The following is a 23,068-nucleotide window of genomic DNA, read 5'->3' as shown; positions in this document are numbered from 1 at the left end:
AATTTAATAATCTTTTTTTATTCAAAGTTTTTTATATCCAAAAAGTATATAGTCGCCATCATAACGCAAGATACATAATACCGTGCAAATGTTTACCTCTTGGAGGTTTGCAATTAATTTCACCAGCACGCAATTTAAATCGATCATTGAACGACAAGCATCATATCAAGTTGTCGTCTATTTCCAGTATCAATACTTAATTCTTCTGAAGCCCTGTTATTAAATCAGCATGGATTTCGCATGACACTCTTTATTCCTCAGTTTTCTCTTTCTGGAATTGCATTAACTGGCTCGCAATAATCGCTAATAAACAATAAGTAGCGAACAGATAAAAACCTGATTCTAGCTTAGCACTCATTTGTATAGTATTAATCGTTTGTGCATTGGCATTTACCGTAAAAAAGGCAACCAGAATAGCCATCAAAAATACATCAGACATAGACCATTTACTTAACACACTGTTGATTAATAACAGATCATTTCTGGTTTTTCCTGATGCTAAAAGTAAAGCAATCAACGTAAGAACAATCTTTAAAAACGGAATAACCAGACCAAATAAACCGATCAACAAGCCAACGATAACATGATCATGCGAAATCAGTTCACTCATCGTTTCTAATAAACTGCGAGTAATTTCAAATGCTGTAATAGAGCCTTCAAAATTAACTTCCTGTAATACCGATTGCAACATATGTTGAATAAAATCATTACCTTGCTGATCAGGCGGCAAAAATTCTTTCGCTGCAATATCGAATAATTCTTGCTTATTGATGTCTGCCTTAATAGTCATAAAAGGCTGAATAATGCCTGAAATTAAAAAGCCAATAGACAGAATAAACAGGAATGCTGGAAGGTATTTTTTCATGAGTGATTTTTCATATTTTTCGGTAAATTAATGTATATTCTACTTTTTAAAAACACCCGATAAAAGAGGTTGTTAACATATTGCACAAGATGAGTCATTAGCTATGCGTAACACTAAATTAATATACCAGAGCTTCATAAGCTGCTCCAACCTGGAATAGTTTAAGATAACAGGACTATTTTAAAATCTGATTCACAATATCATTAGAAATAAATATGAGCAACTAAAACAAACAGCCATAACACCAACACAAAAGTGACAGTTTCTTTAAGCATAATGCTTGCCTGCAAGATGGCATATACCGCTTTGTTAAGTCAGTAATACGAAGGCTATTTAACCTAGAAACCTCAGTTGATTACGGATTTTGTGGAAAATCTGCGTATGAAAGACAAGGCACAGCTCGCAGGCAATGGCCGTAGTCCTTGGCAAGAGCTGTAGCGCAGTATTTCGTGCTCAGATTTATCCACAAAACCGTGAAGCGGAGTAGAATCATCCAACAGGTGACAAGCCTTTACGATCATTATATTTTATATTCAGTCACTTATGTTTTATAGCGGTCAACTGCGGTTTCTAGGTTTGAGGGGGCTTCGATAAAGGAATATCCAAATGTGTCTTTAACTGAAATTGTCTGAAGAGCATCAGATCAATCAATTTGCAAAAGCGTCGTTTTCCCGGTCAGCTAAAAAACAAGTCCCTCGCTCATATAAACGAGGCATAATATAAAATATTTTTGTTCGCTTAAACACACAAAAACAGCAATGGAAGAACTGATACAACTTATTCACGCTCATATCCATCATGCCCATTTTATTATTTTTAGCGCGTTGCTATTAGCTGGATTAAATATCCCAGTATCTGAAGATGTCATGATTTTTATTTCCGCTCTTTTGGCCAGCAAGCACCCTGATTATTTGCCTCACTTGTTCATGGCTGTTTATCTGGGGGCCTTTTTTTCTGATTTTATCTCATACTGTTTAGGCAGGTTTATCGGACCAAAGATATTTGAGATCCGCTTTTTTGCCAATATGGTGTCTCACGAAAGAATTTCCAAGATTCATGCGTACTATCAAAAATACGGGGTGATTACTTTATTATTAGGCCGGTTCATCCCATTTGGCGTTAGAAATGCGCTGTTTTTAACTGCAGGCCTGGGGAAAATGAATTTTATCAAATTTGCCTTGTCCGACTTGCTAGCCTGTACAATCTCGACTATCAGTTTCTTTACGCTGTATTTTCACTATGGTGAAAGCGTTATTATCTATATACAACAGGCAAACAGCATAGTTTTTGCGCTGGCGTTTATTGCGCTCGGTGTATTCTGGTATCGCAAGAAACGGGCTACTTAAAGCTCACTTGAAGACTAGCAGAATACAACAAAGGAAACTCAAGCCTGGCTCAGTCTGGTGAGGTGCTATAGTTGTTTAAATTGAACTGAATAACGAAAATTTTCCGGATCAAAGTAATCTAATGCCTTGCCATTAATTTCTGCATACGGATACATCAGGTAGTTAACAGGCTCAGATTCTTGTGCAGGTTGTAAAGTAATTCCTCTGCCGCCTGTTTCGAGCACCATTCTGTCTGCATCAACCCCTCCGAAAAAGTATTCACGAAGCTCCTTTACATCGGCCAGCTCTAATTTATCAACCAGCATTTTCTTTCTTACATCAGCTGGGTCTACTGCAATCCAGCCCGCACCAGGCAAGTAAAATTCTGCCCAGCAATGATAACCACCAGTAATATCCTGGTTTGCTTTTTTACCCAGTCTGAGACCAAACACTTCTCTTGCCGGAACGCCGACATTCCTAGCCAAAGCCACATAGACAGAGCCTAGGTCAGCACATTTTCCACTGCGTTTACTTAAAGTAACTTCGACGATACCAAGACCACATCCTTTTACATTAGGATCTCTATAGGTGTTTTCGACCACCCAGTCATAAACAGCGCGTGCTTTCTCTAAAATGCCGGTTTTGTCTTTTTGTATGCTATTGGCAATTTCTGCTACCTGCCCTTCGGTTGGAACCCACCAGTCTGACGCTAAATACTTTTGTATTTCAAGAGGAACTGGCGCACCTGTATCTAGCAAATTTGTATTTTTGCGTTCTTTAGTACTTACTTTAAAGCCCATTTCCATGTCTTTTTCCTGAATTTCTTTCGGCCATTCAGCAAAGAAGTATAATGCGCCACTTTGGGGTTCTGTATAAACCGCAGAGTTTACAAAATTACCTTTAATAGCCATATTTTCAATCAGTTGATTCTCGTCTGAAACAGGATAAGGTATCCATATTTTTGCTACTTGTGATGACTGAGAGACCTTTAAATCAACTTTAATTTTTATAAACCCCTGCTTTTCACCGGCAATACAGGATTCTGTTATCAATAAACACAGACAGAATAACAAGACATGTATCCAGCCAAAGGGGGCTGTCCAGACTCTGTCAGTCGACGTATTAGTTCTATAAAATTGATTTGTCATCAATATCTTCAAGAAAACTTTCTCCTTTTTCTTTATGGTTTGCATGTACGTTGCAACTCATTAAATTTAATTGTGGTTTGATAACGTTCTCTGATCTTCAAAGTGCGACTACTGCTCAGGATTTTCACAATATTTATCAAATGCAGACCGTGTGTTGGCAAATTTCTGCATTTTTGCCAGTTCCCAGGGGCGTTCGCATTGCTGAGTAACCGCACACCATCTATAACCTGCTGATGAAATGCATGCATGAGCATCCCGGTCTGAACCCAACATTACCGTTTTAGGTGCCTGGACTACTTTCGTTGTGCATGCCGTGAATACAATTAGAAATAAGCTGCTGCTTAAGAATTTAATCCGCATTATGCCCGCCTTGATATTTTCAATAATAAGTGACTAGTGACTGAAACACCCGTTCAAAAAATCTATTCTGCCAGCCAGTCTCTGGCATGTAAATAATCTGCATACAATACTGCTTCAGGACTGCCTTCTTCAGGGCTCCAGTCATACTTCCAATGCACAACGGGCGGCATGGACATTAGGATCGATTCGGTACGTCCTCCTGATTGCAAACCGAACAAAGTGCCGCGATCGTAGACCAGGTTAAATTCAACATACCGTCCACGACGATAGAGCTGAAAATTACGCTCGCGTTCACCATATTCTGTCGCTTTACGATTTTGTACTATCGGCAAATACGCCTTTAAGAAATGCTCTCCAACGCTTTGCATAAAAGCAAAGCTTTCCTCGAACCCTGGTGCATTTAAATCATCAAAAAATAGCCCCCCCACACCTCTTGTCTCATCTCGATGTTTGAGGTAAAAGTATTCATCACACCATTTTTTATATTTTGCATAAACCTCTTTACCAAAGGGATCACAAGCAGATTTTGCGGTTTTATGCCAGGCTATCACATCTTCTTTATAAGGATAAAAGGGCGTTAAATCAAAGCCACCGCCAAACCACCAAATGGGATCTTCGTCCGGTTTTTCGGCGATAAAAAAACGTACATTTGCATGTGAAGTCGGTACATAAGGATTATGTGGGTGCATCACTAAAGACACGCCCATCGCCTGAAAATCACGCCCCTCCAGCTCTGGTCGTTTCGCTGTGGCAGAAGCCGGAAGTTTCTGCCCAAATACATGGGAAAAATTAACGCCTGCCTGTTCAAAAATCGTTCCATTAGTTAACACCCTTGATCGCCCACCACCCCCTTCTTCTCTATCCCAGGAATCTTCGACAAACACGGCGCCGCCATCTTCGGCTTGCAATCCTGTACAAATACTATCTTGCAAACCGAATAAAAATGCTTTTACTTGTTCAATTTGAATTTGGCTGGGTTGATTTTTATTAAGCTGAGTCACTATTCATTTTCTCCTTAAAGTTTTTTCTGCGTACAAAGTGGTAATTTTTAAGTAAAATTAACTTTCTATTTTTATGATAATTACAATGAATTTACAAAAAGATACCTTATACGCAAGTCCGCTGGGCGATATCGATGGCTTTAAATTCGATGCCAGCGTCGTCGATGTTTTCCCGGATATGATACAACGTTCTGTACCTGGATACAGTGCTATTATTTCTGCTATTGGCTTGCTAGCCAGCCGCTTTGCTCAGGCGGATAGCGTTTGTTATGACCTGGGCTGCTCATTAGGTGCCGCTACGCTGTCCATGCGGCATAAAATATCCGCAGCAAACTGTAAAATTATTGCTGTAGATAATTCGACTGCCATGCTATCACGTTGTGAAAAAATTATAACAAGAGATACCGCATCAATTCCTGTCGAACTGGTGTGTAGCGATATTCAGGATATTAAAATACAAAATGCCTCAGTAGTTGTATTGAATTTTACTTTGCAATTTATCCCTCTGGCTGACCGCAATGCCTTTATTAAGAAGATATATGCCGGACTACGGCCTGGTGGCTTATTAGTTCTCTCTGAAAAACTATTTTTTAGTGATTTAAGACAGCAATCCTTACAAACCGAGATGCATCATGCATTTAAAAAAGCGAATGGCTATAGTGATATGGAAATCAGTCAAAAACGCGCTTCACTAGAAAATGTGTTAATCCCTGAAACATTCACCCAACATAAAAACCGACTGTTACAATCGGGCTTTGATAATGCCGAGGTCTGGTTTCAATATTTTAATTTTGCGTCCATAATTGCCCTGAAATGATTGACTATCAACCGCTCTACGAGCTACTGACAACAAGAAATGCAGAACATTGGAGTGCAATCTTACCCGGTCAAATTCAGCAAAAACTTAATCCTGAAGCACATGGTAATTTCTCCAAGTGGAATGCCGCCGTTGAACAATTACCTATCCCGAAAAATCCTAGTCTACAGCTTAATAATGAGGGCTTCAAAATTGGTCGAGCAGATGAACTATCTAAAACACAATGGCAGCAGCTTGATGCTGGCTTAAAGAACCTGTTTCCCTGGCGTAAAGGACCTTACGATTTATTTGATTTACACCTTGACACCGAGTGGCGATCCGACTGGAAATGGGAACGGATCAAAGATCAAATAACTCCATTAGATAACCGCCTGGTTTTGGATGTAGGCTGTGGTAATGGCTATCACTGTTGGCGCATGCTGGGTGCCGGCGCGCAAATGGTAATCGGTGTCGATCCTGTGCAGTTGCATGTATTACAGTTTCAGGCAATACGCCGTTTATATGGTGAAGCACCCGTGTATGTTTTACCGCTAACACTAGAAGAGATACCCGAAAAAACCAATATTTTTGATACTGTGTTTTCCATGGGCGTACTTTACCATCGTCGTTCGCCAATTGATCATTTAACAGACTTACGAGATTGTTTACGCAGTGGTGGTGAGCTGGTTTTAGAAACCCTGGTGATAGAAGGCAAACAAGGCGAAGTGTTAGTTCCCGTAGATCGATATGCACGCATGCGCAATGTCTGGTTTCTCCCTACTTGCGATACATTAGCAAGCTGGATGAAACGCTGTGGTTTTAAAAATATACGTGTTGTAGATGTAAATCAAACCAGTATGCTGGAACAACGTTCGACACCGTGGATGACGTTTAATTCTCTTCAGGACTTTTTAGATCCGAATAATCCTGATTTGACGATTGAAGGCCATCCGGCACCCAGACGAGCAACTTTTGTTGCAACAATTGATTAATTCCCAAGTTATCATGCTCCTGCAATTTATGACGCATTATGTAAAGCATTCCTGTATAAATTTCCAGGAAAACCCTTAATGCCATTCAATTAGCAGGAGTGCAATAGCTAAAATAATAAAGCATGTTACGCCTGATAAAATACTTTAAGCGGACTAAAGTCGGCCCTACTGTAAATGTTACTAACGATTACATTTCACTAGCAACACTGATCACTTGGGTCGAAGCTAACTCCAGGCCAAGCTTGTAACATTCACTCGCACGCTCCTGATCACCTTCCTGTGCAAGAAAGTTTCCCAGAATACGATAAGCTTCGACAGTCGGCTCAACACCGATACTTTTAGCAAGGTATTTTTTAGCTTTCTCGGAAAATTCACATTTAATGGAAATTTTGCCCAAAACACGTAACAAGATAGCGTCATTGCCATGTTGCAATAACCATTTTTCGGCCATTTCCAACTGTCCACGAAAATCTATAGACTGTACGCTGCCAAATAAAACCAGCAAGGTCATATCCCATTTATTATTTAAAGATTTAATCAGTTCTTGTTCAATATTTGCTCCCGCCCCTGCTTCTATCATTGCAGCGTAATAAATGGCGGGGACGCCCGACATCGTTTTAACGTGCTCAGGAACACTATCCCAAAGCTCCTGAATTTCTCGTGCATCTGCATGTTCTGAAGCTTCTTTAAGTAAAACACTGTAAGTCTCTACTTCTAATAACCTCACTTCCGCTTCCATAAAAACTTTATTTTCATAAAATGCTGGTAACAAGGAACGGATCGCTTTCCAGTCCCCCAACTGCTGATAAGTTTGATGTAACAATTTTAAAACACTGGCATGCGAAGAATCAATAGAGTGCAATTTTGTTAATGTTTCCAGTGCCTGATTAAATTGTTTTTGAGATAAATTTAGTTCAGCCTGAGTTAAGCCAACTGCCATTTCCGATCCAGGAGCATCTTTGGTTGCGCGACGCAAATATTCATCACGCTTATCCATTGCTCCCCGGGAATGCGCAGCACGCGCAGCAGTTAAATAATGTATTAAAGGCGCACCACTATTTGAAGCGTGTTTGATCAACGTTCTTTCTGCGCGCTCCCAATTACCCTCTGCTGAATCAACCAGACCTGCAATCAGGGCATCTTGTGAACGATTAAATTTAACTGATTTACCACGCGTTTTGATTTTCCCAGGAAGCCGAATTAACCAGCCCAGAATCCTGAACAAGACATAAAAAATAAAGAAACTGATAATGAGTCCAACAGTAAAAACAATTAAGGATGTTTCCATAGCCCAGTGACCAACACCAATAAGCACATAGCCCGGATCATTATATTGCAGCATCCACTCATGAACAATAAAGGCAAAACCAAGAGCGGTAACTAATGTTACTAAAAAAAATAGAATATTTTTCATACTAGAATTCCCTTTTTATTGAGCTTCCTGAGTTTCAGGTTGCGTTAAGGGTTTAGGCTCTATATCCGGTTCTTGCTCCGACTGAGAGGCTTGATCTGAATCCAGTCTTAGCTTAGCAATATCTCTTAGCATTTTGAGTGATTGACTAATGTCCGGGAAATTACTTCTTAGCTGTATCCTTTTTAACTGCTCTAGTTCAGTGAGGAAGTGTTTATATTCCGCATCTTTAGTAAAGTTTTTATCTAACCATTGTTGAACATCATCAATCCCGGCCTGATAAAGCGCATCATTATGTTGAACTAAGGCAAGCTTGACAATAGCTAGCTTCGTGCTCAACTGCTCGGTTATAAATGCTTTCTGTTCTGGGCTAATGATTGTCGTTACCGGATTATCTAACCGTCTGATAGTAATGATACCTTCAATTTCAACCAATGCCTTATCTAGCATATCATTTACATCATCAGTAGATGTCTCATCTGCCGCAGGTGTGTCTGGTGATACTTTACTTGTGCTTTGCTGGTCTTTCGTCTTGCCCGAGTAGGGTAGAAATACATTGAGCTTGTCAACATCTTCTTCCAGCATATCCAGCGTTGAATAAATACCCACAACATCTGCAACTTCTACTTTTTTAACTAAGGATATTTCTTTAGCAATCTGGCTCCGCACTTTAAAGGCCGCAGTGTCACCGCTCTCACGCAAACGATTATCCGCAGCTTTTAAAGCTTCGATTGCGGTCGCAACATCGCCCATTAAATGCAGTCGTCGATTAGCAACACTTAATAAATACTCCGCATCGGCAACCAGCCAGTCACCTCTTGTTTTCCCTAACTGCCTTTGTATATGCTGTATGGACTCTTTTAATCGCTCTGCGACGTTAGTTAAACGTTGATTGTGTATGTCGCTATGTTCATTTAATTTATGTTCAAAGTTACTTTCTTTACTACCTACTTCTGCACTTAAACTGGATAATTGCGTTTGAATTGCCACTAACTGATTCTGATAACCCGAAATCTGTTTAGTCAACTCCTGCATCTGTTGAGAATCCTTACTAAGTACGCCGCCCAGGTCTTGTTGTTTATCACGCAATTGTTGCAATAGCAGAAAACCTGCACCAGCCAGGCCTAAAATAATTAATATAATAACCAGTCCAAACCAGGCTCCATTGCCAGATTTCTTTTGCTTAGGTGTTGACGCCGGAGTTGGTGCTACCTTTTGTTGATTTTGTTCTTCTATAATTTCAGCCACATTCTTCCCCATTCAATAATGCATTCATCATTGCTGCATCAGATGCTTCATCAGCAATAACAATATTCTTAAATCCGATTTTTTTAGCCAAATGCTGTACTCTCTGGCTAATAACTACGAGAGGAGTATTTAGCAAATTCTGATTAATATCTTGTTTGGCCAGCATTTTTAACAGATTATTCAGTGCATCGCCACTATAAACAAGGATGGCAGATACTGCCTTATGCTGCAAATATTCGCTTACCAAACGATTATCAGTTATAGGCATCGCACGCTTATATACTTCCAGATAATCTACTGTTGCGCCACGTTCTTGTAAACTAGCTGCCAATAACTCCCGGCCACCTTCACCTCTTATAATCAGACAGGATTGTCCTTGCATGTCCTGCATTTCAGGCATGGCCAGTATCGCTTCGCTATTAAATCCCTGCTCCGGCACTAATATATTGCTAATTCCGTGAGCTGTTAAAGCCTTATAAGTCGCGTTGCCCAACGCGATACAAGAGACTTTTTGCAAGCCCTTCATTTTGCCATTAATTATCTGTAGTGCAAAATTTACCGCATTGACACTGACAAAAAAAACCTGCTGATATAGGTCAATATTCTCCGCCCGCCTTATCTCCTGAGTAGATAATGACCTGGCTTTAATCGCTATCACCGGAAAACGAATAGCCTGCCAGCCTTGTTGTTCAATCAGCCGACACATATTTTCCGATTGATGGTTGGGGCGTGTAACTAATATTTTTTTTCCTGTGTACATTTTTCCAGGCGATAGCTATTCAGACTTATACGTATAATGCCTTTAAAACCTCGCCCGCCCCTTTTGACAGGAGTTCATCAGCCACCGCTCGACCAATCGACTCAGCTTCTTCCATAGGACCCGTTTTTTCCGCGCGATACATAACACTACCATCAGGTTTGCCTACTAAACCACGCATAAACAACTGCTCTCCTTGCAACTCGGCGAACCCGGCAATAGGCACCTGACAACCACCATTCAAACGCGCATTCATGGCTCGCTCTGCCTTTACTCTAATAGTACTTTCAACGTCTTGTAATGGAGCCAGTAACTGATTCATCTCTATATCATCTATTCGGCATTCAATCCCGACAGCCCCTTGCCCTATTGCGGGTAAGCTGACGCTGCTGTCTAGCAACTGAGTAATTCTATGCTCGAAGCCCAGGCGTTTTAAGCCGGCAGCCGCCAGGATGATGGCATCATAATCGCCCGCATCAAGTTTGGCTAGCCGAGTATTTACATTACCTCTTAGGGATAAAATTTGCGCATGCGGTTGACGCTCTGCAAATTGACATTGACGACGCAAGCTAGAGGTACCAACCTTCGCACCGACTGGTAAGTCTTCTATCGACTTATAGTGATTGGACACATAGGCATCATAAGGGTCTTCGCGCAGTAGAATAACTGCCAAATGCAACCCTTCCGGAAATTCAACCGGGACATCTTTCATGGAATGCACCGCTATGTCAGCCGAGCCTTCCAGCATGCCCTGTTCTAACTCTTTAACAAATAAACCTTTGCCACCAATTTTAGCTAAAGGAGCGTCGAGAATTTTATCGCCTTTAGTCACCATTTTCACTAATTCGGTTTTTATGCCGGGGTGAGCTTGTTGTAGTCTTTCCGCTACATTTTCAGCCTGCCATAATGCCAGAGGACTTTGTCGTGTTGCTATTTTAATAATTCGCTGTGTCACTAGTTTTCCTAATTTCCTTTTGCAATAACGCCGAACATTGTACCTTTTTTATGCCGTTTATTAGCACATTTATCTGTGTTTTTATTGTTCTACTAATTTTTTCTTAAAAAATGCGCACAAATATTTCTTTTCCACTATAGTAAACGAAATAATAAAAACAATAAAAGTAGCAAGCACCTTTTTTCAACAGAAACCAGATAAATATTGCTATGCAAACTATTGAACAAACCGCATTATATTCACTGCATGCTGAACTGAAAGCGAAAATGACCCCTTTTGCCGGTTATGCAATGCCGCTACACTATTCCTCAGGAATAATTAAAGAACACCTGCATACCCGTTCCCAGGCTGGTTTATTTGATATTTCCCATATGGGGCAAATACACCTGAACGGAGCACAATGCGCCGCTGAATTAGAGAAGCTAGTCCCTAGCAACTTACAGAACCTGCCTCCAGGAAAGCAACGCTATACAGTGCTGACCAATAAGTCTGGAGGCATTATTGATGATTTGATCATTGCAAACCTTGGCACTCACCTGCTACTCATTGTTAACGCCTCGCGTAAAAACATTGTCTTACAACACCTGCAGAATCACTTGCCTCACCACTGCCAGATTGCATTTCAATCAGAGCAAGCCCTATTAGCACTTCAAGGACCACAAGCCGTTACAGTACTTACCCAGTACGACACTCAATTTAGCACTATGCCTTATATGAGTGTACGTCAAACCCACATTAATAGTATCCCTTGCACTATTAGCCGTAGCGGTTATACCGGTGAAGATGGTTTTGAAATTTCCGTTACTAATAATAATGTCTTAAATCTGGCGCAATTGCTGCTGTCTCATACCGAAGTATTGCCTATAGGCTTAGGAGCACGAGACAGCCTGCGTCTGGAGGCAGGACTTTGCCTGTATGGTCATGAACTTTCAGTAGAGATCACAGCAATAGAAGCAAATTTATCATGGCTAGTTGCAAAAGATCGAACTGACTATTTAGGCGCTAAAAGAGTTCGCTATCAATTTCTCGAAGGGGCAGAGCACTATCGAGTCGGTATTGCAACAAGTAGTAAAAGCATACTCAGAGAAGGAACCGAATTATTTGATCTGCAGGGCAATAAAGCCGGTTATATCAGTAGTGGCAGCTTTGGAGCTAGCATACAAAAACCGGTTGCCATGGCCTATGTCATAACTGAGCTTATTGCCCCTGGAAGCCAGCTTACTTGCAAACAACGCAATAAAGATATTGAAGTCACCGTTACCCAGCTGCCTTTTGTAAAACATCGCTATTACCGCTGAGCAGGTACTACTCTCCTATTGCCAAGGTACTTAATATGACCAATACAAAAACACCTTTATCAGAACTGGAAATGCGTGGGAATTTCGTGCATCGGCACATAGGTTCGAATGACCGGCAAATTCAAGAAACATTAAATGAACTGGGCTTACAATCACTGGAGGATATAATCCCTACAGCTTTTCCTGACAATATAGTCGATCAGGACCCTTTAATGCTGGTCGATGCCATCAGCGAGCGTGCTGCAATCGTTTATTTACGTAAAATACGCGCGCGTAACAAAACCTTCACATCATTGATCGGCATGGGTTATTACGATACCGTCATGCCCGCCGTCATAAAACGTAATGTTCTTGAAAATCCATCCTGGTATACAGCCTATACGCCATACCAGGCAGAAGTAAGCCAGGGTCGACTGGAAGCGCTGATTAATTTTCAACAGTTGATCATTGATTTAACAGCCATGGATATTGCCAACGCATCTCTGCTAGATGAAGCGACAGCCGCTGCTGAAGCAATGAATATGAGCAGACGCCTTAGTAAAAGTGACTCGAATAACTATTTTGTCGATAAGCACTGTCATCCACAAACGATTGCTGTTCTGCAAACACATGCAAAACCACTCGACCTGAAAATAGTATTAGGTGACCCCTTAGAAGATTTTGCACAGCAGCAATGCTTTGGCATTCTTGTCCAATATCCAGACACATTTGGCGAAATTAAGGATTTTCATCAGCTAGGCAAACTAGCCCACGAAAAATCCGCATTACTTACTATTGCCACAGATTTACTCAGCCTGGTATTACTCAAAGCACCTGCTGAATTCGATGCCGACATAGTGATTGGTAATGCGCAACGCTTTGGTGTCCCTATGGGCTATGGTGGGCCTCATGCCGCTTTTTTTGCCTGTAAAGACAGTCATAAGCGCTCTATGCCTGGCAGAATAATAGGCGTATCCAGGGATAGTCACGGTAATATTGCCTACCGCATGAGCTTACAAACCCGTGAACAACATATTAGACGTGAAAAAGCGACTAGCAATATTTGCACAGCGCAGGTGTTATTAGCGGTTTTATCAGGATTTTATGCTGTTTATCATGGCGAATACGGGTTAAAAATGATCGCTCAACGCGTACATCGTTACAGCCAAATCCTTGCTCAGGGGATCGAGCAGTTAGGTTATCAGGTAATTAACACATCTTACTTTGATACCATTATCATACAAACTCCTTACAAAGCACATCGCATAGCCGCAAGAGCAGAAGAAGCGAAGATTAATCTGCGTATTATTGACAACAATACCTTGGGTATTTCATTAGATCAAAGCAGTTCTCGAAAGCTCATCCGGCAACTCTGGAAAATCTTCGCCTTACCCGGTAAAAAATTACCAGACTTGATAGAAATCGATAAAAATATCGATGAATGCATACCCGATTCTTTACTTAGAACAGACTCGATTCTACAGCACCCGGTATTTCATCTCTACCATTCAGAAACAGAAATGATGCGTTATATGCGCTTGTTGGCAGCTAAGGATATTGCTTTAGATCGATCCATGATTCCCTTGGGGTCCTGCACCATGAAGCTGAATTCAGCCACTTCATTGCAAGCCATCTCGCAGTATGAATTTAATAGTCTGCATCCGTTTATCCCCACTTATCAGGCGCAGGGCTACCAGCAGTTATTTGAAGAACTGGAAAACATGCTCTGTGATTTAACCGGCTTCGCTGCATTTTCTCTACAACCGAATGCAGGCTCTCAAGGCGAATACAGTGGCTTGTTAGTCATTCAAAAATATCATCAATCACGCGGTGAAAGTCAGCGTAATATTTGCCTGATTCCAGAATCAGCACATGGCACTAATCCAGCAAGCGCAGCTTTGGCGGGTTACACTATTGTTAATATTCCTTGCGATAAACAAGGCAATATAAGTTTAGAACAGCTTAAAGAAATTGTTACTGAGCACTCCAGTTCTCTGGCGGCCATCATGATTACCTACCCATCGACACACGGCGTATTTGAAGAATCATTCTGTCAAATATGCCAGATTATCCATCAGCACGGGGGCCAGGTGTATTTAGATGGGGCAAATTTTAATGCGCTGGTCGGTGTGACCCGCCCTGGAAAAATAGGTGCAGATGTCGCCCATCTTAACCTGCACAAAACATTTAGTATTCCGCATGGCGGTGGAGGTCCGGGCGTTGGACCTATTGGTGTAGGCGAGCATTTAATTGAATATTTGCCCGTGCATCCTGTTGTATCCGGCGTAAACCCTGCAGCAAATGGTGAAACCAGTATCGGCACTATTTCAGCTGCCCCCTGGGGATCTGCCAATATCCTTAGTATACCCTGGGCCTATATTGCCATGATGGGCGCAGCAGGACTTAAAAAGAGCACTTTAACCGCTATCTTAAATGCAAATTACATAGCCATGAAGCTTGCCCCCCATTACCCTATCTTATACAAGGGGAAAAATGGCTGGATTGCTCACGAATGCATCATAGATTGTAGTACCTTTAAAAAAACCAGCGGAATCACCGTAAACGATATTGCAAAACGCTTAATAGATTACGGCTATCATGCGCCTACCGTTTCTTTTCCGGTACATGAAACGCTGATGATAGAACCCACCGAAAGTGAAAATAAGCCAGAGCTGGATAAGTTTTGTGCCGCCCTGATTTCCATTCGTAAAGAAATAGCCGCTATAGAAAACGGCGTTGCTGACAAACAAGATAATCTATTGATTAATGCTCCACATACGCAATTAAGCCTAATCGCTGATGAGTGGCCACACCCGTATAGCAAACAACAGGCATTCTTTCCAGATAACAGCCAATATGAAAATAAATACTGGCCCCCTGTCGGTCGTATCGATGAAACTTATGGCGATCGCCACTTAAAATGTACTTGTTTATAGTTGGTTTGAACTGAATTCAAACAAAACAATCTTACACTAGAGTATCCAGAAAACTGATAATCTCAGAAACCGCAGTTGAGCACGGATATTCGGCTGTCGTCAAAAAATAAAAATTGCATAAGCATGATAACTCAAGCACATCATGGTCACTTTCCATTTAGATCTGAGCATAAAAAGTGTTTGGCGAGAGTCTAAGTAATTATGATAGTTGACGTGATACCCAAATATAAGAATTAAATAATATTTGACAATCCTAATAATCTATTTATAATAGGTTCCAGCTAGAAAATTTGATTTACCCTTGTTTTACCAATTCGATGTCTCTTCCGTTTGTTCTGTAGTCGCTCGTCCTGTTCTTCATTAAGTAATTTCCTCATTATCAGCTTTACCTGCCTTATTCTAAGGCTTTATATAAAAAATATTATAGGACTCATTATGTCTACTACAACTACTGGCACCGTAAAATGATTTAATTCTGATAAAGGCTATGGCTTTATTGAACAACAATCAGGCGCCGATGTTTTCGTACATTTTCAACAAATTAATAACTCAGGCGGCTACAAGTCATTAGACGAAGGCCAACAAGTTGAGTTTACAGTTGCGCAAGGCCAAAAAGGCCCGCAAGCTGAAAACGTAAACGTTATCTAAAGGCTAAACAAGTCGTAGCTCTTGATGGGCTGCGACTTTTTAAAAAACACACACAAAAATCAGCATACTTTTTATGTTAGCTCTTGAAGTCTTCATTAAAAGCATCAATCTTCTTTGTTAGTACAATCCTGGGGGCGACCTGGTTTCGACGTGGGTAGCAAAACCTTGAGTGCATGCCGTGGACAGTACACCACGTAAAACCTACTGAACACAAGTATTCGCAAATGACGATAACTACTCAATGGCTTTAGCTGCTTAAACACAGCACCATTCTTCTGACTACATGTACTTATGCGTGTAGCGTCTTTCGGGACATTCAGAAGTCACATTACATAAGATCGCGTCAGAACTTGGTTCGGAGTTCAAAACGTTAAATTCAATCGAAATCGCTAATGATTTTCCTGGCTCGGCGGGTAGTCATTAGTTAAATAAAAAGCACGAGATAAGCATGTAGACCTTTAGGCGGAATGCTTGCGGACGCGGGTTCAATCCCCGCCGCCTCCACCAAATTCAGATTTCACAAGATTCAAAATAGACCCGAAATACCCTGTTAATACCAGGTTTCCGGGTTTTTTTATGCCTATAGCATCCTATAAGGCTCCATAAAATCTTAGCTTCTTGATAACACCACCCTAACTTCATCAAACACGGTGTTACTAAAATGGTTTGAGAGCCTATATCAAAACATTCAACGTTTTCGCTGTAAAAATGCGGCAATTCTTCAGAATTACCAAGCTCAACCGATTTATCCCAATTCTTAGTTAATTCTAGAATCAGATTGGCAGCATCTTTATCGCCCTTTATGTCATCAATCTCCATTAATTTCTCCTACTTTGATTTGAATCATGCATAACGTAGAGTCGAAGCTCCGCTTGAACGCCAGTTTAGGCCAGTCAGGGGGCACCCGCGGCACTCGCCACTATTTTTTCAAAGTGCCCGAATAAAAAAGGATCAATTTTTTTCCCACATTCACACTCCATTATTTCCATGACCTGCGCATGGGAGCGAGCGCGATGATAAGACCGCGTTGTCAACATCGCATCATAATTATCTGCCAAGGATATGATTCTTGAGTAGATTGGAATGTGCTCTCCCGACAATCCGTCCGGATAGCCGCTGCCATCGAACGCTTCATGGTGATGCCGAACATAAAGACTAATCTTTGATGCGTCTTTGTGTGGAAGTTTGTTACAGATATCCTGCCCTAACTCAGCGTGAGACCGCATTATTTCGAGCTCACCTGCGTCCAAGTCTCCAGATTTTAACAAAACATAGTCAGGGACCCCGATCTTGCCTACGTCATGTAGTTTCGAAGCTACTCGTAGGAGTCCGATTTCATAAGCGTTAAGGTGGCACCGGAGCCCTAGTTGCACACTCAGAGATTCAACACGGCCGCAGTGAGCTTCTGTGTATGCATCTCGTTTACGAAGTGCTGCTGCAAGGCAATCGGATTGTCGTATTAGGGTTGGCATGGAATGCTCCAATGGTTGCCGTGTGATCTAATCGGGATAGGGAGATACCTCACAACACCTCTCCTCCCACACCACCAGACATACGGATCACGTTCCATGGCGGTTTATTACTACGTTTCATATCATGCTCTTCTCGGTGAAGGTAGCCTCATGTTTATAAAGTATTTATTCGATTAGGCGTAAGTCAGAGCTGGACTATTACTCAGCCCCGCCAAGGGCCATGCGCTGATTTGGCTGTGTTCCAAGACACCGAGCTTCCTGAGTTTTCGGTAGCCTGATTTATCCCACTGTTTGTATACATAATACTGTAACGTCCGTCTTATCCATTTATCTATATCACGTGGACTCTTCACTTCGACTATTCTGAAATACGCTTTCCAACCAGGCAGGGACATTCTTAGCTCCGCATTAAATTGATTTTCCTTGTGTTCGACAACATAGCTTTCTCACCGTATATTTAAGCTTCTCCAGTGCTGCTGCGGAGGCATTTAATGTATGCCCTCGGTGTAGGCTAAAGGTAAAACACAGAAACTTACGTTTCCATGGTCGATCTATCGCACTTTTGCTTTCATTGACCTTGAGTATTAAGGTCTGTCTTGGATCTCACCCTGTAACATGGTCACAAACGTTTCATAAATCACACGATCACAGAAGGTTTCAAGATCGAGATCAACATCAACATTAACCTTGTCCTTTCGCCAACCTTCGGTGTCACGAATACCTGGCAATAGAACTTGCATCTCTCTATTTCTGTGCCATCTCCAACACACACGACAGAATTAAGCCCCCGGGCTGCAGACCTGATTTAAAGCACGCGGCATATTCCCGACCGGTTTGAATGACTAATTGGATGGTCTTTTTTATCCGACAATCAGTAGCGCCACGTAAGGAACAACATTGAAGACCAAAAAGACGATCTTGAATAACCCGAAAAACGAGTAAATGACCACGTTGTAGGTTTCTCGGGAAATTGGGAACAGTTTGCTTTGCATGCGATACACAAAATCAGGGGCGAATATGGAAAACACTGTCCACAAAATGAATATGCCACCATTTATGATGGTGCACCACATAAAGAATGCTGTCATTGTCTGAATATCCATGATGTGTCTCCTTTATGTTTCTGCATCCAACGATTGAGATAAGTGGCTGCAACCTAACGAATGTCGCTCTGGAACGAATTGTTAACTGTACACAAGATAGTAAGAATATGAACCCTTTGTCAAGTGAAACTCTCTTGAGCCTTGCGATAACCGAGTGTGATCATTTCATCAGCGCGATCAAATTCGAGTGTGCCACAGGCGTTCCTCGCGATTTCAATACTTCTATCTGGCGGATAGGCCGCTAGCTTTTGTCTGGCTATGGTACTTTGCATAGCGTCAAATGCCTGATTAGCTATTTCGTAGGCTCCCCAGTCTATTTCTTGTGGGAGATCAATCTTGTTCTTAAGCTGTTGTATATAATTATTGATTTTTTCATTTATTCCATCGTTATTTTTTTTCTTCTGGTGATCGTTAATATCTATTGCATTAGAATTTGAAATCAATTTACCACCCAAGTTTACTGCAAGGGTGATGTCTGTGTTATCACTGAACGTTGGAGCGATAGGAACTGGATTAAGTACACCGCCGTCGATTAAGTGCGCCCCCATATAATAGTGAGGTGTAAAAAGCATAGGCAGAGAAATCGAGGCGCGTATGGCATCAAACAGTCGCCCTGAATTAATCCATATTTCCTTTTCTTCGTTTACGTCTGCTGCAACCGCAGTATATTTAATCGGTAGGTCCTCAATCTTCATATCGCCTACGAGATCGATAAGAGTGTTGATAATCTTGTCGCCCTTGACCAGTCCACTTTTATTCCATGAAATATCAAGTAAAGTAATAATCTCCAGCTTTGTTATTGCGCGAACCCATTTTTCGAATTCATCCAACTTCCCAGCGGCATAAATGCCACCAATAAGGGCTCCCATAGAACATCCTGAAATGGATTGTATACGGTAATTGTGCTCTTCCAGCCAATGAATTACACCAATGTGTGCCAATCCACGAGCACCGCCACTACCAAGAACTAAAGATACTGATTTCATATGTAATTTACTCGTTTAACTAGAGCTAATTTCCGCAGCAGCACTTTGTTAGGCGCAACTACGAAAAATATACCGAGACAACCGACATTAGCAAAACACTTAAAGCACGGTAGCCCGACTGAATGAATAATAACTGATTCCCCCAGCCACAAAACAGATTATCTGATAGTAAAGCTGGAAATATAATAAGTAATCCCAGAGTTAGGCCAATTGCAATACCCATCGATAAACTTTCCACGTCAATAAATGAAAATAAAATAGAGACACCCACTGCAGTCATCAGATTAGCGACTATGCTACCTATCATTGGCAAAGTAGTACCACCTAATGTATCTGGTGTTTTTCCAATACTCTCCATCCACCGTTTTCCAAATAGAAGCGGCGAATACCATAAGACTCCTAAAGCCATTCCTATAAAAGTTGCCACAAGAATTCCAGCCAGATTAAGACCAAAATATTCCATAGAGATCACCTTTTCGGTTTAGTGAAAAAAACGCTTAATCGGGATAGGGAGATGCTTCACAGCACCTCTCCTCCCACACCACCAGGCATACGGATCACGTACCATGGCGGTTCATTATTACGTTTCATATCATGCTACCAATGAAGGTAGCCCCAAGTTTGTAAAGTATTTATTCGACAAGCCGTAAGTCAAAGCTGGACTATTACTCAATCGCCAAGGGCCATGCGCTGATTTAGCAGTGTTCCAAGCCAATTGCCGTTTGACACCTAGTTTCCTGAGCTTTCGGTAGCCTGACCTACCCCACTGTTTGTATAAATAACACCGTAACTTCCGTCTTATCCATTTATCTATATCACGTAGCGGACTCTTTACTTCGGCTATACCAAAATATGCTTTCCAACCAAGCAGGGACTTTCTTAGCTCCGCAATAATTTGATTTGTGATTTTCCTCGTGTTCGACGACATAGCCCTCTCACCGTATATTTGAGCTTCTCCAATGCTGCTTCGGAGACTTTCAATTTATGTCCTCGGCGTGGGCTAAAGGTAAAACCCAGAAACTTTCGTTTCCATGGGCGATCTACCGCACTTTTGCTTTCATTGACCTTGAGTCTTAAGGTATGTTCTATAAAGTACGTTATACTCTGTTTTACCCGTTCACCTGCTCGCTGACTGCTTACATAGATTTGACAATCATCGGCATAGCGAACAAAGATGTGGCCTCGCTTTTCCAGCTCCCAATCTAACTCATTCAGCACTATATTGGCTAGTAATGGAGATAACGGGCTTCCTTGTGGAACGCCTTCTGTTGTTTTCTCATACTGTCCATTAATTTCAATGCCTGCTTTGAGGTAGCTATTGATCAATCGCAACAGTGTTTTGTCTTTGATCTCGCTCTTTAATGTATTCATGAGTCTATCATGATTCACACGGTCAAAGAAGGATTCAAGATCAAGATCAACCACCCATTGCTTGCCATTGTTTATTTCGCTTTGTGCAGTGCATACCGCTTGTTGGGCACTCCGCAGTGGACGAAACCCATAGCTGTTGGGATGGAATTGCAGCTCCCATCGCTGGCTAAGAATTTGGGCGATGGCTTGTTGTATCATTCGGTCTATGACCGTCGGGATACCCAATTTTCGCTTCTTGCCGTTTGCTTTGGGAATTTCTATTCGCAGTACAGGCTGTGGACTGTATATTCCTGTCTCCAGTCTGGCTTTGATGTCTGGCCAGTGCTGTGTAAGATAGTCAGGCAGTTCTTCTACTGTCATTCCATCAACACCAGCAACACCTTTGTTACGGACAACTTGTTTTAGCGCTTGCAGTAGATTGTTTCTTTCTAATACTTGCGCCATCAATGATAGTTCTTCGCTGGAGCTATGAGTATAAGCTTTTCCCATTACGGTTTGCCTTTCTAATTGAAAGATTGCGTCCACTGGTCTGTGAAAACGGCGTAATACTTCATCTTATTCATTCTCCAATAATGTTCTGACCTTCAGTGGTACAAGGAAGGAACCACCTACTATGTCTTCTGCTGACTTCTGTTATACGATCAAATCAAATTGCTTTGATTTCAGTGCTTTCCTTGCACATATAACAGATCTCTCGGGGTAAGGCACAGAGCTTTCGTTGCGTAGATGCTGGATTTATAAAACGTATCCCTTGCGTGAGTGGAAGACTTCATGGTCACGTGCCCACTGGTCTCGAATACGTCACACCTTATATCCAGTTCCTGTTCGTCACCCCGCAACTTTGCGTTGTACTTCCTTCAGCCAATACCTCACGATATTAACCTTGTCCTTTCGCTAGCCTTCGGCTTCACAAATACCTGGCAAGAGGACTTGCACCTCTCTAGTTCTGTGCCATGCCCGACACACACGCCTTGCTCACCAGAAGCTGCAAAGCAGCTTTCCGCATGCAGCAACTTGTTAAATTACTTGACTGGTAATAGTTTAACTTTCTGCAAGGCTCTAAATAAAAGTTTCTTATCTGAAATTGTAACGTACTTTATATTGATAGCTATATCAAAATCGGCAAACAGTGTTGACTTAATTGATCCATGGGTTTTAACGTACGGAACTGAGCGGCATATCTGGGTCAATACCGGTAAAAATCGAACACCCTATTCTGTAATTTTCCTTGCTCGAATAGCGTGTAAATATGTTCAGTTTGAGCTTCCAGCGGACTATCTGGAATTAGCGCAGACGATGTTGAAAGGATATTTTGAGAAGCTGGAGGCGGTCTAAATTCGTGGGGATACCTCAGGAGCAGAGCCCTTTATTGCTTTGATGCCTGTGATCGCAATGGGCCCGCCAGTTGAAAAACTCATTTGCTATTTGTACTGTCTGCCGTGAATTTGTCCTTATTTGCCGTAATCATAATCTTTCTGCGGCAACTACAATAACAATTAGAATTTTGTGAACTATATTGACTTCTCATTTCCCCCTTCGAAAGCAATATGCTGAGTAGGTGCGATTTGTAAATATATTCTATTGATGGTTGAGGCAAGAGGAGGACTAGTGTAATAAAGTGTCAGAGTACACAGTAGCATTATGATGGATGCAGACCAGCTGTTGTAACTGCATAATTTCAGAGCTGTCCCAAAGGACTTTTTCATCCTGGAATTGGACAGGTCAACACTAAAAACTTCATCCAGTAATAAGTGCACGATGAAACCTATACAGACAAACAAGCCACTGAGCCACGAAAATTCGATTGTTTGCTGGAGGTAAAAATGAGCTATGCAGGTGACTAACAATGCAAAGAATATTGCTGCCAAAATAGAATGAAATACACCTCGGTGTACTGTTAATGAATTAAATACAGCAAATAACAAATAGCGCACGATAACAAATGTCGTCAATACAATTAACAATAAGGAAAGGGAGATGCATTTTTCACTCAATGCTGATAGTAGGCTCGAGGTGTTAAATATTGATAAATCACAAACCAATTTATCAGGGTTAAATAGTTCCGTTATTTCATGTGAGATTGAAAATATGGATAGTACGGTTAATGCGCTAATAATGGCCAATAATAGAAACAGTAATTTGGCTGGTTTTGAATTATCTGAATCAATATCTGGTAACAATCCGCCAATAGTCCCCACTAAAATAAGCCAGGGCGCATCCAGTAAATCAATTAATTGAATATTAACTGCAAGACTTGCAGCACCACTAGAAGCGATAGATGCAACAGATAAATGCGTTTTAAAGTTGGCCACAGTATTGACTTGTCCTTGGGAGGGAGCTAAATAAGTAAAATATTTTTTGAAAATAAATCTTGAGGTTCGGCTGATTGTGTCGGAAATGAAGGGGTTAGCCAGTAA

22 protein-coding genes, 1 other RNA gene and 1 pseudogene are annotated in these 23,068 nt (G+C 41.4%); 7 read left to right on the top strand and 17 right to left on the bottom strand.

Translation table 11 applies throughout. The annotated features are described in order from the left end of the window. Positions 1-250 precede the first annotated feature (250 nt). Complete coding sequence (locus AU255_RS03120; protein WP_080521516.1) at positions 251-865, bottom strand: paraquat-inducible protein A; 615 nt, start codon at positions 863-865, stop codon at positions 251-253. Positions 866-1,623: 758 nt separating this feature from the next. Here AU255_RS03120 and AU255_RS03115 point away from each other — a divergent pair. Further along, positions 1,624-2,211 carry a DedA family protein gene (locus tag AU255_RS03115; RefSeq protein WP_080521515.1) on the top strand — a complete coding sequence of 196 codons (588 nt, stop codon included), beginning with the start codon at positions 1,624-1,626 and terminating at the stop codon, positions 2,209-2,211. Positions 2,212-2,276: 65 nt separating this feature from the next. On the opposite strand, the gene AU255_RS03110 is transcribed toward AU255_RS03115, so the two are convergent. The 3 genes from AU255_RS03110 to hemF all read right to left on the bottom strand — a co-directional run bounded on the left by AU255_RS03110 (position 2,277) and on the right by hemF (position 4,666). Beyond that, positions 2,277-3,338, bottom strand: a complete 1,062-nt coding sequence (locus AU255_RS03110) for a transglutaminase-like domain-containing protein (RefSeq protein WP_158083039.1) — start codon at positions 3,336-3,338, stop codon at positions 2,277-2,279. 108 nt (positions 3,339-3,446) lie between these two features. Further along, positions 3,447-3,698 carry a hypothetical protein gene (locus tag AU255_RS03105; RefSeq protein ID WP_080521513.1) on the bottom strand — a complete coding sequence of 84 codons (252 nt, stop codon included), beginning with the start codon at positions 3,696-3,698 and terminating at the stop codon, positions 3,447-3,449. A gap of 62 nt (positions 3,699-3,760) precedes the next feature. Next, complete coding sequence (gene hemF / locus AU255_RS03100) at positions 3,761-4,666, bottom strand: oxygen-dependent coproporphyrinogen oxidase (RefSeq protein ID WP_198942616.1); 906 nt, start codon at positions 4,664-4,666, stop codon at positions 3,761-3,763. 118 nt (positions 4,667-4,784) lie between these two features. On the opposite strand from hemF, the gene cmoA reads away from it, so the two are divergent. Together cmoA and cmoB are read left to right on the top strand one after the other, a co-directional pair. Further along, on the top strand, positions 4,785-5,516 hold the full coding sequence (gene cmoA, locus AU255_RS03095) for a carboxy-S-adenosyl-L-methionine synthase CmoA (RefSeq protein WP_080521511.1): 732 nt from the start codon (positions 4,785-4,787) through the stop codon (positions 5,514-5,516). Beyond that, positions 5,513-6,487 carry a tRNA 5-methoxyuridine(34)/uridine 5-oxyacetic acid(34) synthase CmoB gene (cmoB, locus tag AU255_RS03090; RefSeq protein WP_080521510.1) on the top strand — a complete coding sequence of 325 codons (975 nt, stop codon included), beginning with the start codon at positions 5,513-5,515 and terminating at the stop codon, positions 6,485-6,487. The genes cmoA and cmoB overlap by 4 nt, the downstream gene beginning before the upstream one ends. Before the next feature lie 187 nt (positions 6,488-6,674). Here the strand turns inward: cmoB and AU255_RS03085 are convergent, their stop codons facing one another. The 4 genes from AU255_RS03085 to hemC are packed head-to-tail and all read right to left on the bottom strand — an operon-like array spanning position 6,675 to position 10,858. Then, positions 6,675-7,901: a heme biosynthesis HemY N-terminal domain-containing protein gene (locus AU255_RS03085; RefSeq protein WP_080521509.1), complete on the bottom strand. Its 1,227-nt coding sequence runs from the start codon at positions 7,899-7,901 to the stop codon at positions 6,675-6,677. A gap of 15 nt (positions 7,902-7,916) precedes the next feature. Beyond that, positions 7,917-9,146 (bottom strand): uroporphyrinogen-III C-methyltransferase, encoded by a 1,230-nt coding sequence (locus tag AU255_RS03080; RefSeq protein WP_233144536.1) that lies wholly within the window; start codon positions 9,144-9,146, stop codon positions 7,917-7,919. Further along, on the bottom strand, positions 9,139-9,906 hold the full coding sequence (locus AU255_RS03075; RefSeq protein WP_080521507.1) for a uroporphyrinogen-III synthase: 768 nt from the start codon (positions 9,904-9,906) through the stop codon (positions 9,139-9,141). Before AU255_RS03075 ends, AU255_RS03080 begins: the two co-directional genes overlap by 8 nt. 25 nt (positions 9,907-9,931) lie before the next feature. After that, positions 9,932-10,858 (bottom strand): hydroxymethylbilane synthase, encoded by a 927-nt coding sequence (gene hemC / locus AU255_RS03070; protein ID WP_080521506.1) that lies wholly within the window; start codon positions 10,856-10,858, stop codon positions 9,932-9,934. 209 nt (positions 10,859-11,067) lie between these two features. Between hemC and gcvT the strand changes: the two genes are divergently transcribed. From gcvT to ssrA, 4 genes and pseudogenes are all read left to right on the top strand, one after another. Continuing rightward, a complete protein-coding gene (gene gcvT / locus AU255_RS03065; protein ID WP_080521505.1) occupies positions 11,068-12,156 on the top strand; it encodes a glycine cleavage system aminomethyltransferase GcvT in 1,089 nt (362 codons plus the stop codon). 35 nt (positions 12,157-12,191) lie between these two features. Beyond that, positions 12,192-15,071, top strand: coding sequence for an aminomethyl-transferring glycine dehydrogenase (gene gcvP, locus AU255_RS03060; RefSeq protein ID WP_080521504.1), 2,880 nt, complete (start codon positions 12,192-12,194; stop codon positions 15,069-15,071). A gap of 435 nt (positions 15,072-15,506) precedes the next feature. Beyond that, a pseudogene (locus AU255_RS03055) lies at positions 15,507-15,719 on the top strand (cold-shock protein). 130 nt (positions 15,720-15,849) lie between these two features. Then, positions 15,850-16,226: a transfer-messenger RNA gene (gene ssrA / locus AU255_RS03050) on the top strand. Between the two features lie 3 nt (positions 16,227-16,229). Here the strand turns inward: ssrA and AU255_RS03045 are convergent. The 9 genes from AU255_RS03045 to AU255_RS03005 form a co-directional block, all read right to left on the bottom strand. After that, positions 16,230-16,538: a hypothetical protein gene (locus AU255_RS03045; RefSeq protein WP_080521503.1), complete on the bottom strand. Its 309-nt coding sequence runs from the start codon at positions 16,536-16,538 to the stop codon at positions 16,230-16,232. Between the two features lie 74 nt (positions 16,539-16,612). Beyond that, complete coding sequence (locus AU255_RS03040) at positions 16,613-17,191, bottom strand: HD-GYP domain-containing protein (RefSeq protein ID WP_080521502.1); 579 nt, start codon at positions 17,189-17,191, stop codon at positions 16,613-16,615. A 173-nt stretch (positions 17,192-17,364) separates the two neighbouring features. After that, positions 17,365-17,586: a group II intron maturase-specific domain-containing protein gene (locus AU255_RS21280; protein WP_198942526.1), complete on the bottom strand. Its 222-nt coding sequence runs from the start codon at positions 17,584-17,586 to the stop codon at positions 17,365-17,367. A gap of 465 nt (positions 17,587-18,051) precedes the next feature. Next, complete coding sequence (locus AU255_RS03030) at positions 18,052-18,294, bottom strand: DUF6868 family protein (protein WP_080521501.1); 243 nt, start codon at positions 18,292-18,294, stop codon at positions 18,052-18,054. A gap of 119 nt (positions 18,295-18,413) precedes the next feature. Then, positions 18,414-19,280, bottom strand: a complete 867-nt coding sequence (locus tag AU255_RS03025) for a patatin-like phospholipase family protein (protein WP_080521500.1) — start codon at positions 19,278-19,280, stop codon at positions 18,414-18,416. Between the two features lie 58 nt (positions 19,281-19,338). Then, positions 19,339-19,743 (bottom strand): DUF1761 domain-containing protein, encoded by a 405-nt coding sequence (locus AU255_RS03020; RefSeq protein WP_080521499.1) that lies wholly within the window; start codon positions 19,741-19,743, stop codon positions 19,339-19,341. A 129-nt stretch (positions 19,744-19,872) separates the two neighbouring features. Further along, positions 19,873-20,208 carry a group II intron maturase-specific domain-containing protein gene (locus AU255_RS21275; protein ID WP_198942525.1) on the bottom strand — a complete coding sequence of 112 codons (336 nt, stop codon included), beginning with the start codon at positions 20,206-20,208 and terminating at the stop codon, positions 19,873-19,875. Beyond that, on the bottom strand, positions 20,160-21,140 hold the full coding sequence (gene ltrA / locus AU255_RS03015) for a group II intron reverse transcriptase/maturase (RefSeq protein WP_198942524.1): 981 nt from the start codon (positions 21,138-21,140) through the stop codon (positions 20,160-20,162). The genes AU255_RS21275 and ltrA overlap by 49 nt, the downstream gene beginning before the upstream one ends. Positions 21,141-22,162: 1,022 nt before the next feature. Next, on the bottom strand, positions 22,163-22,963 hold the full coding sequence (locus tag AU255_RS03005) for a metal-dependent hydrolase (protein ID WP_080523268.1): 801 nt from the start codon (positions 22,961-22,963) through the stop codon (positions 22,163-22,165). Between the last annotated feature and the right edge of the window lie 105 nt (positions 22,964-23,068).

The sequence above is a fragment of the Methyloprofundus sedimenti genome (assembly GCF_002072955.1).
Taxonomy (GTDB): Bacteria; Pseudomonadota; Gammaproteobacteria; order Methylococcales; family Methylomonadaceae; genus Methyloprofundus; species Methyloprofundus sedimenti.
The sequence above is the reverse complement of the archived record's forward strand: the minus strand, read 5'-3'. Positions and strand labels throughout refer to the sequence as shown.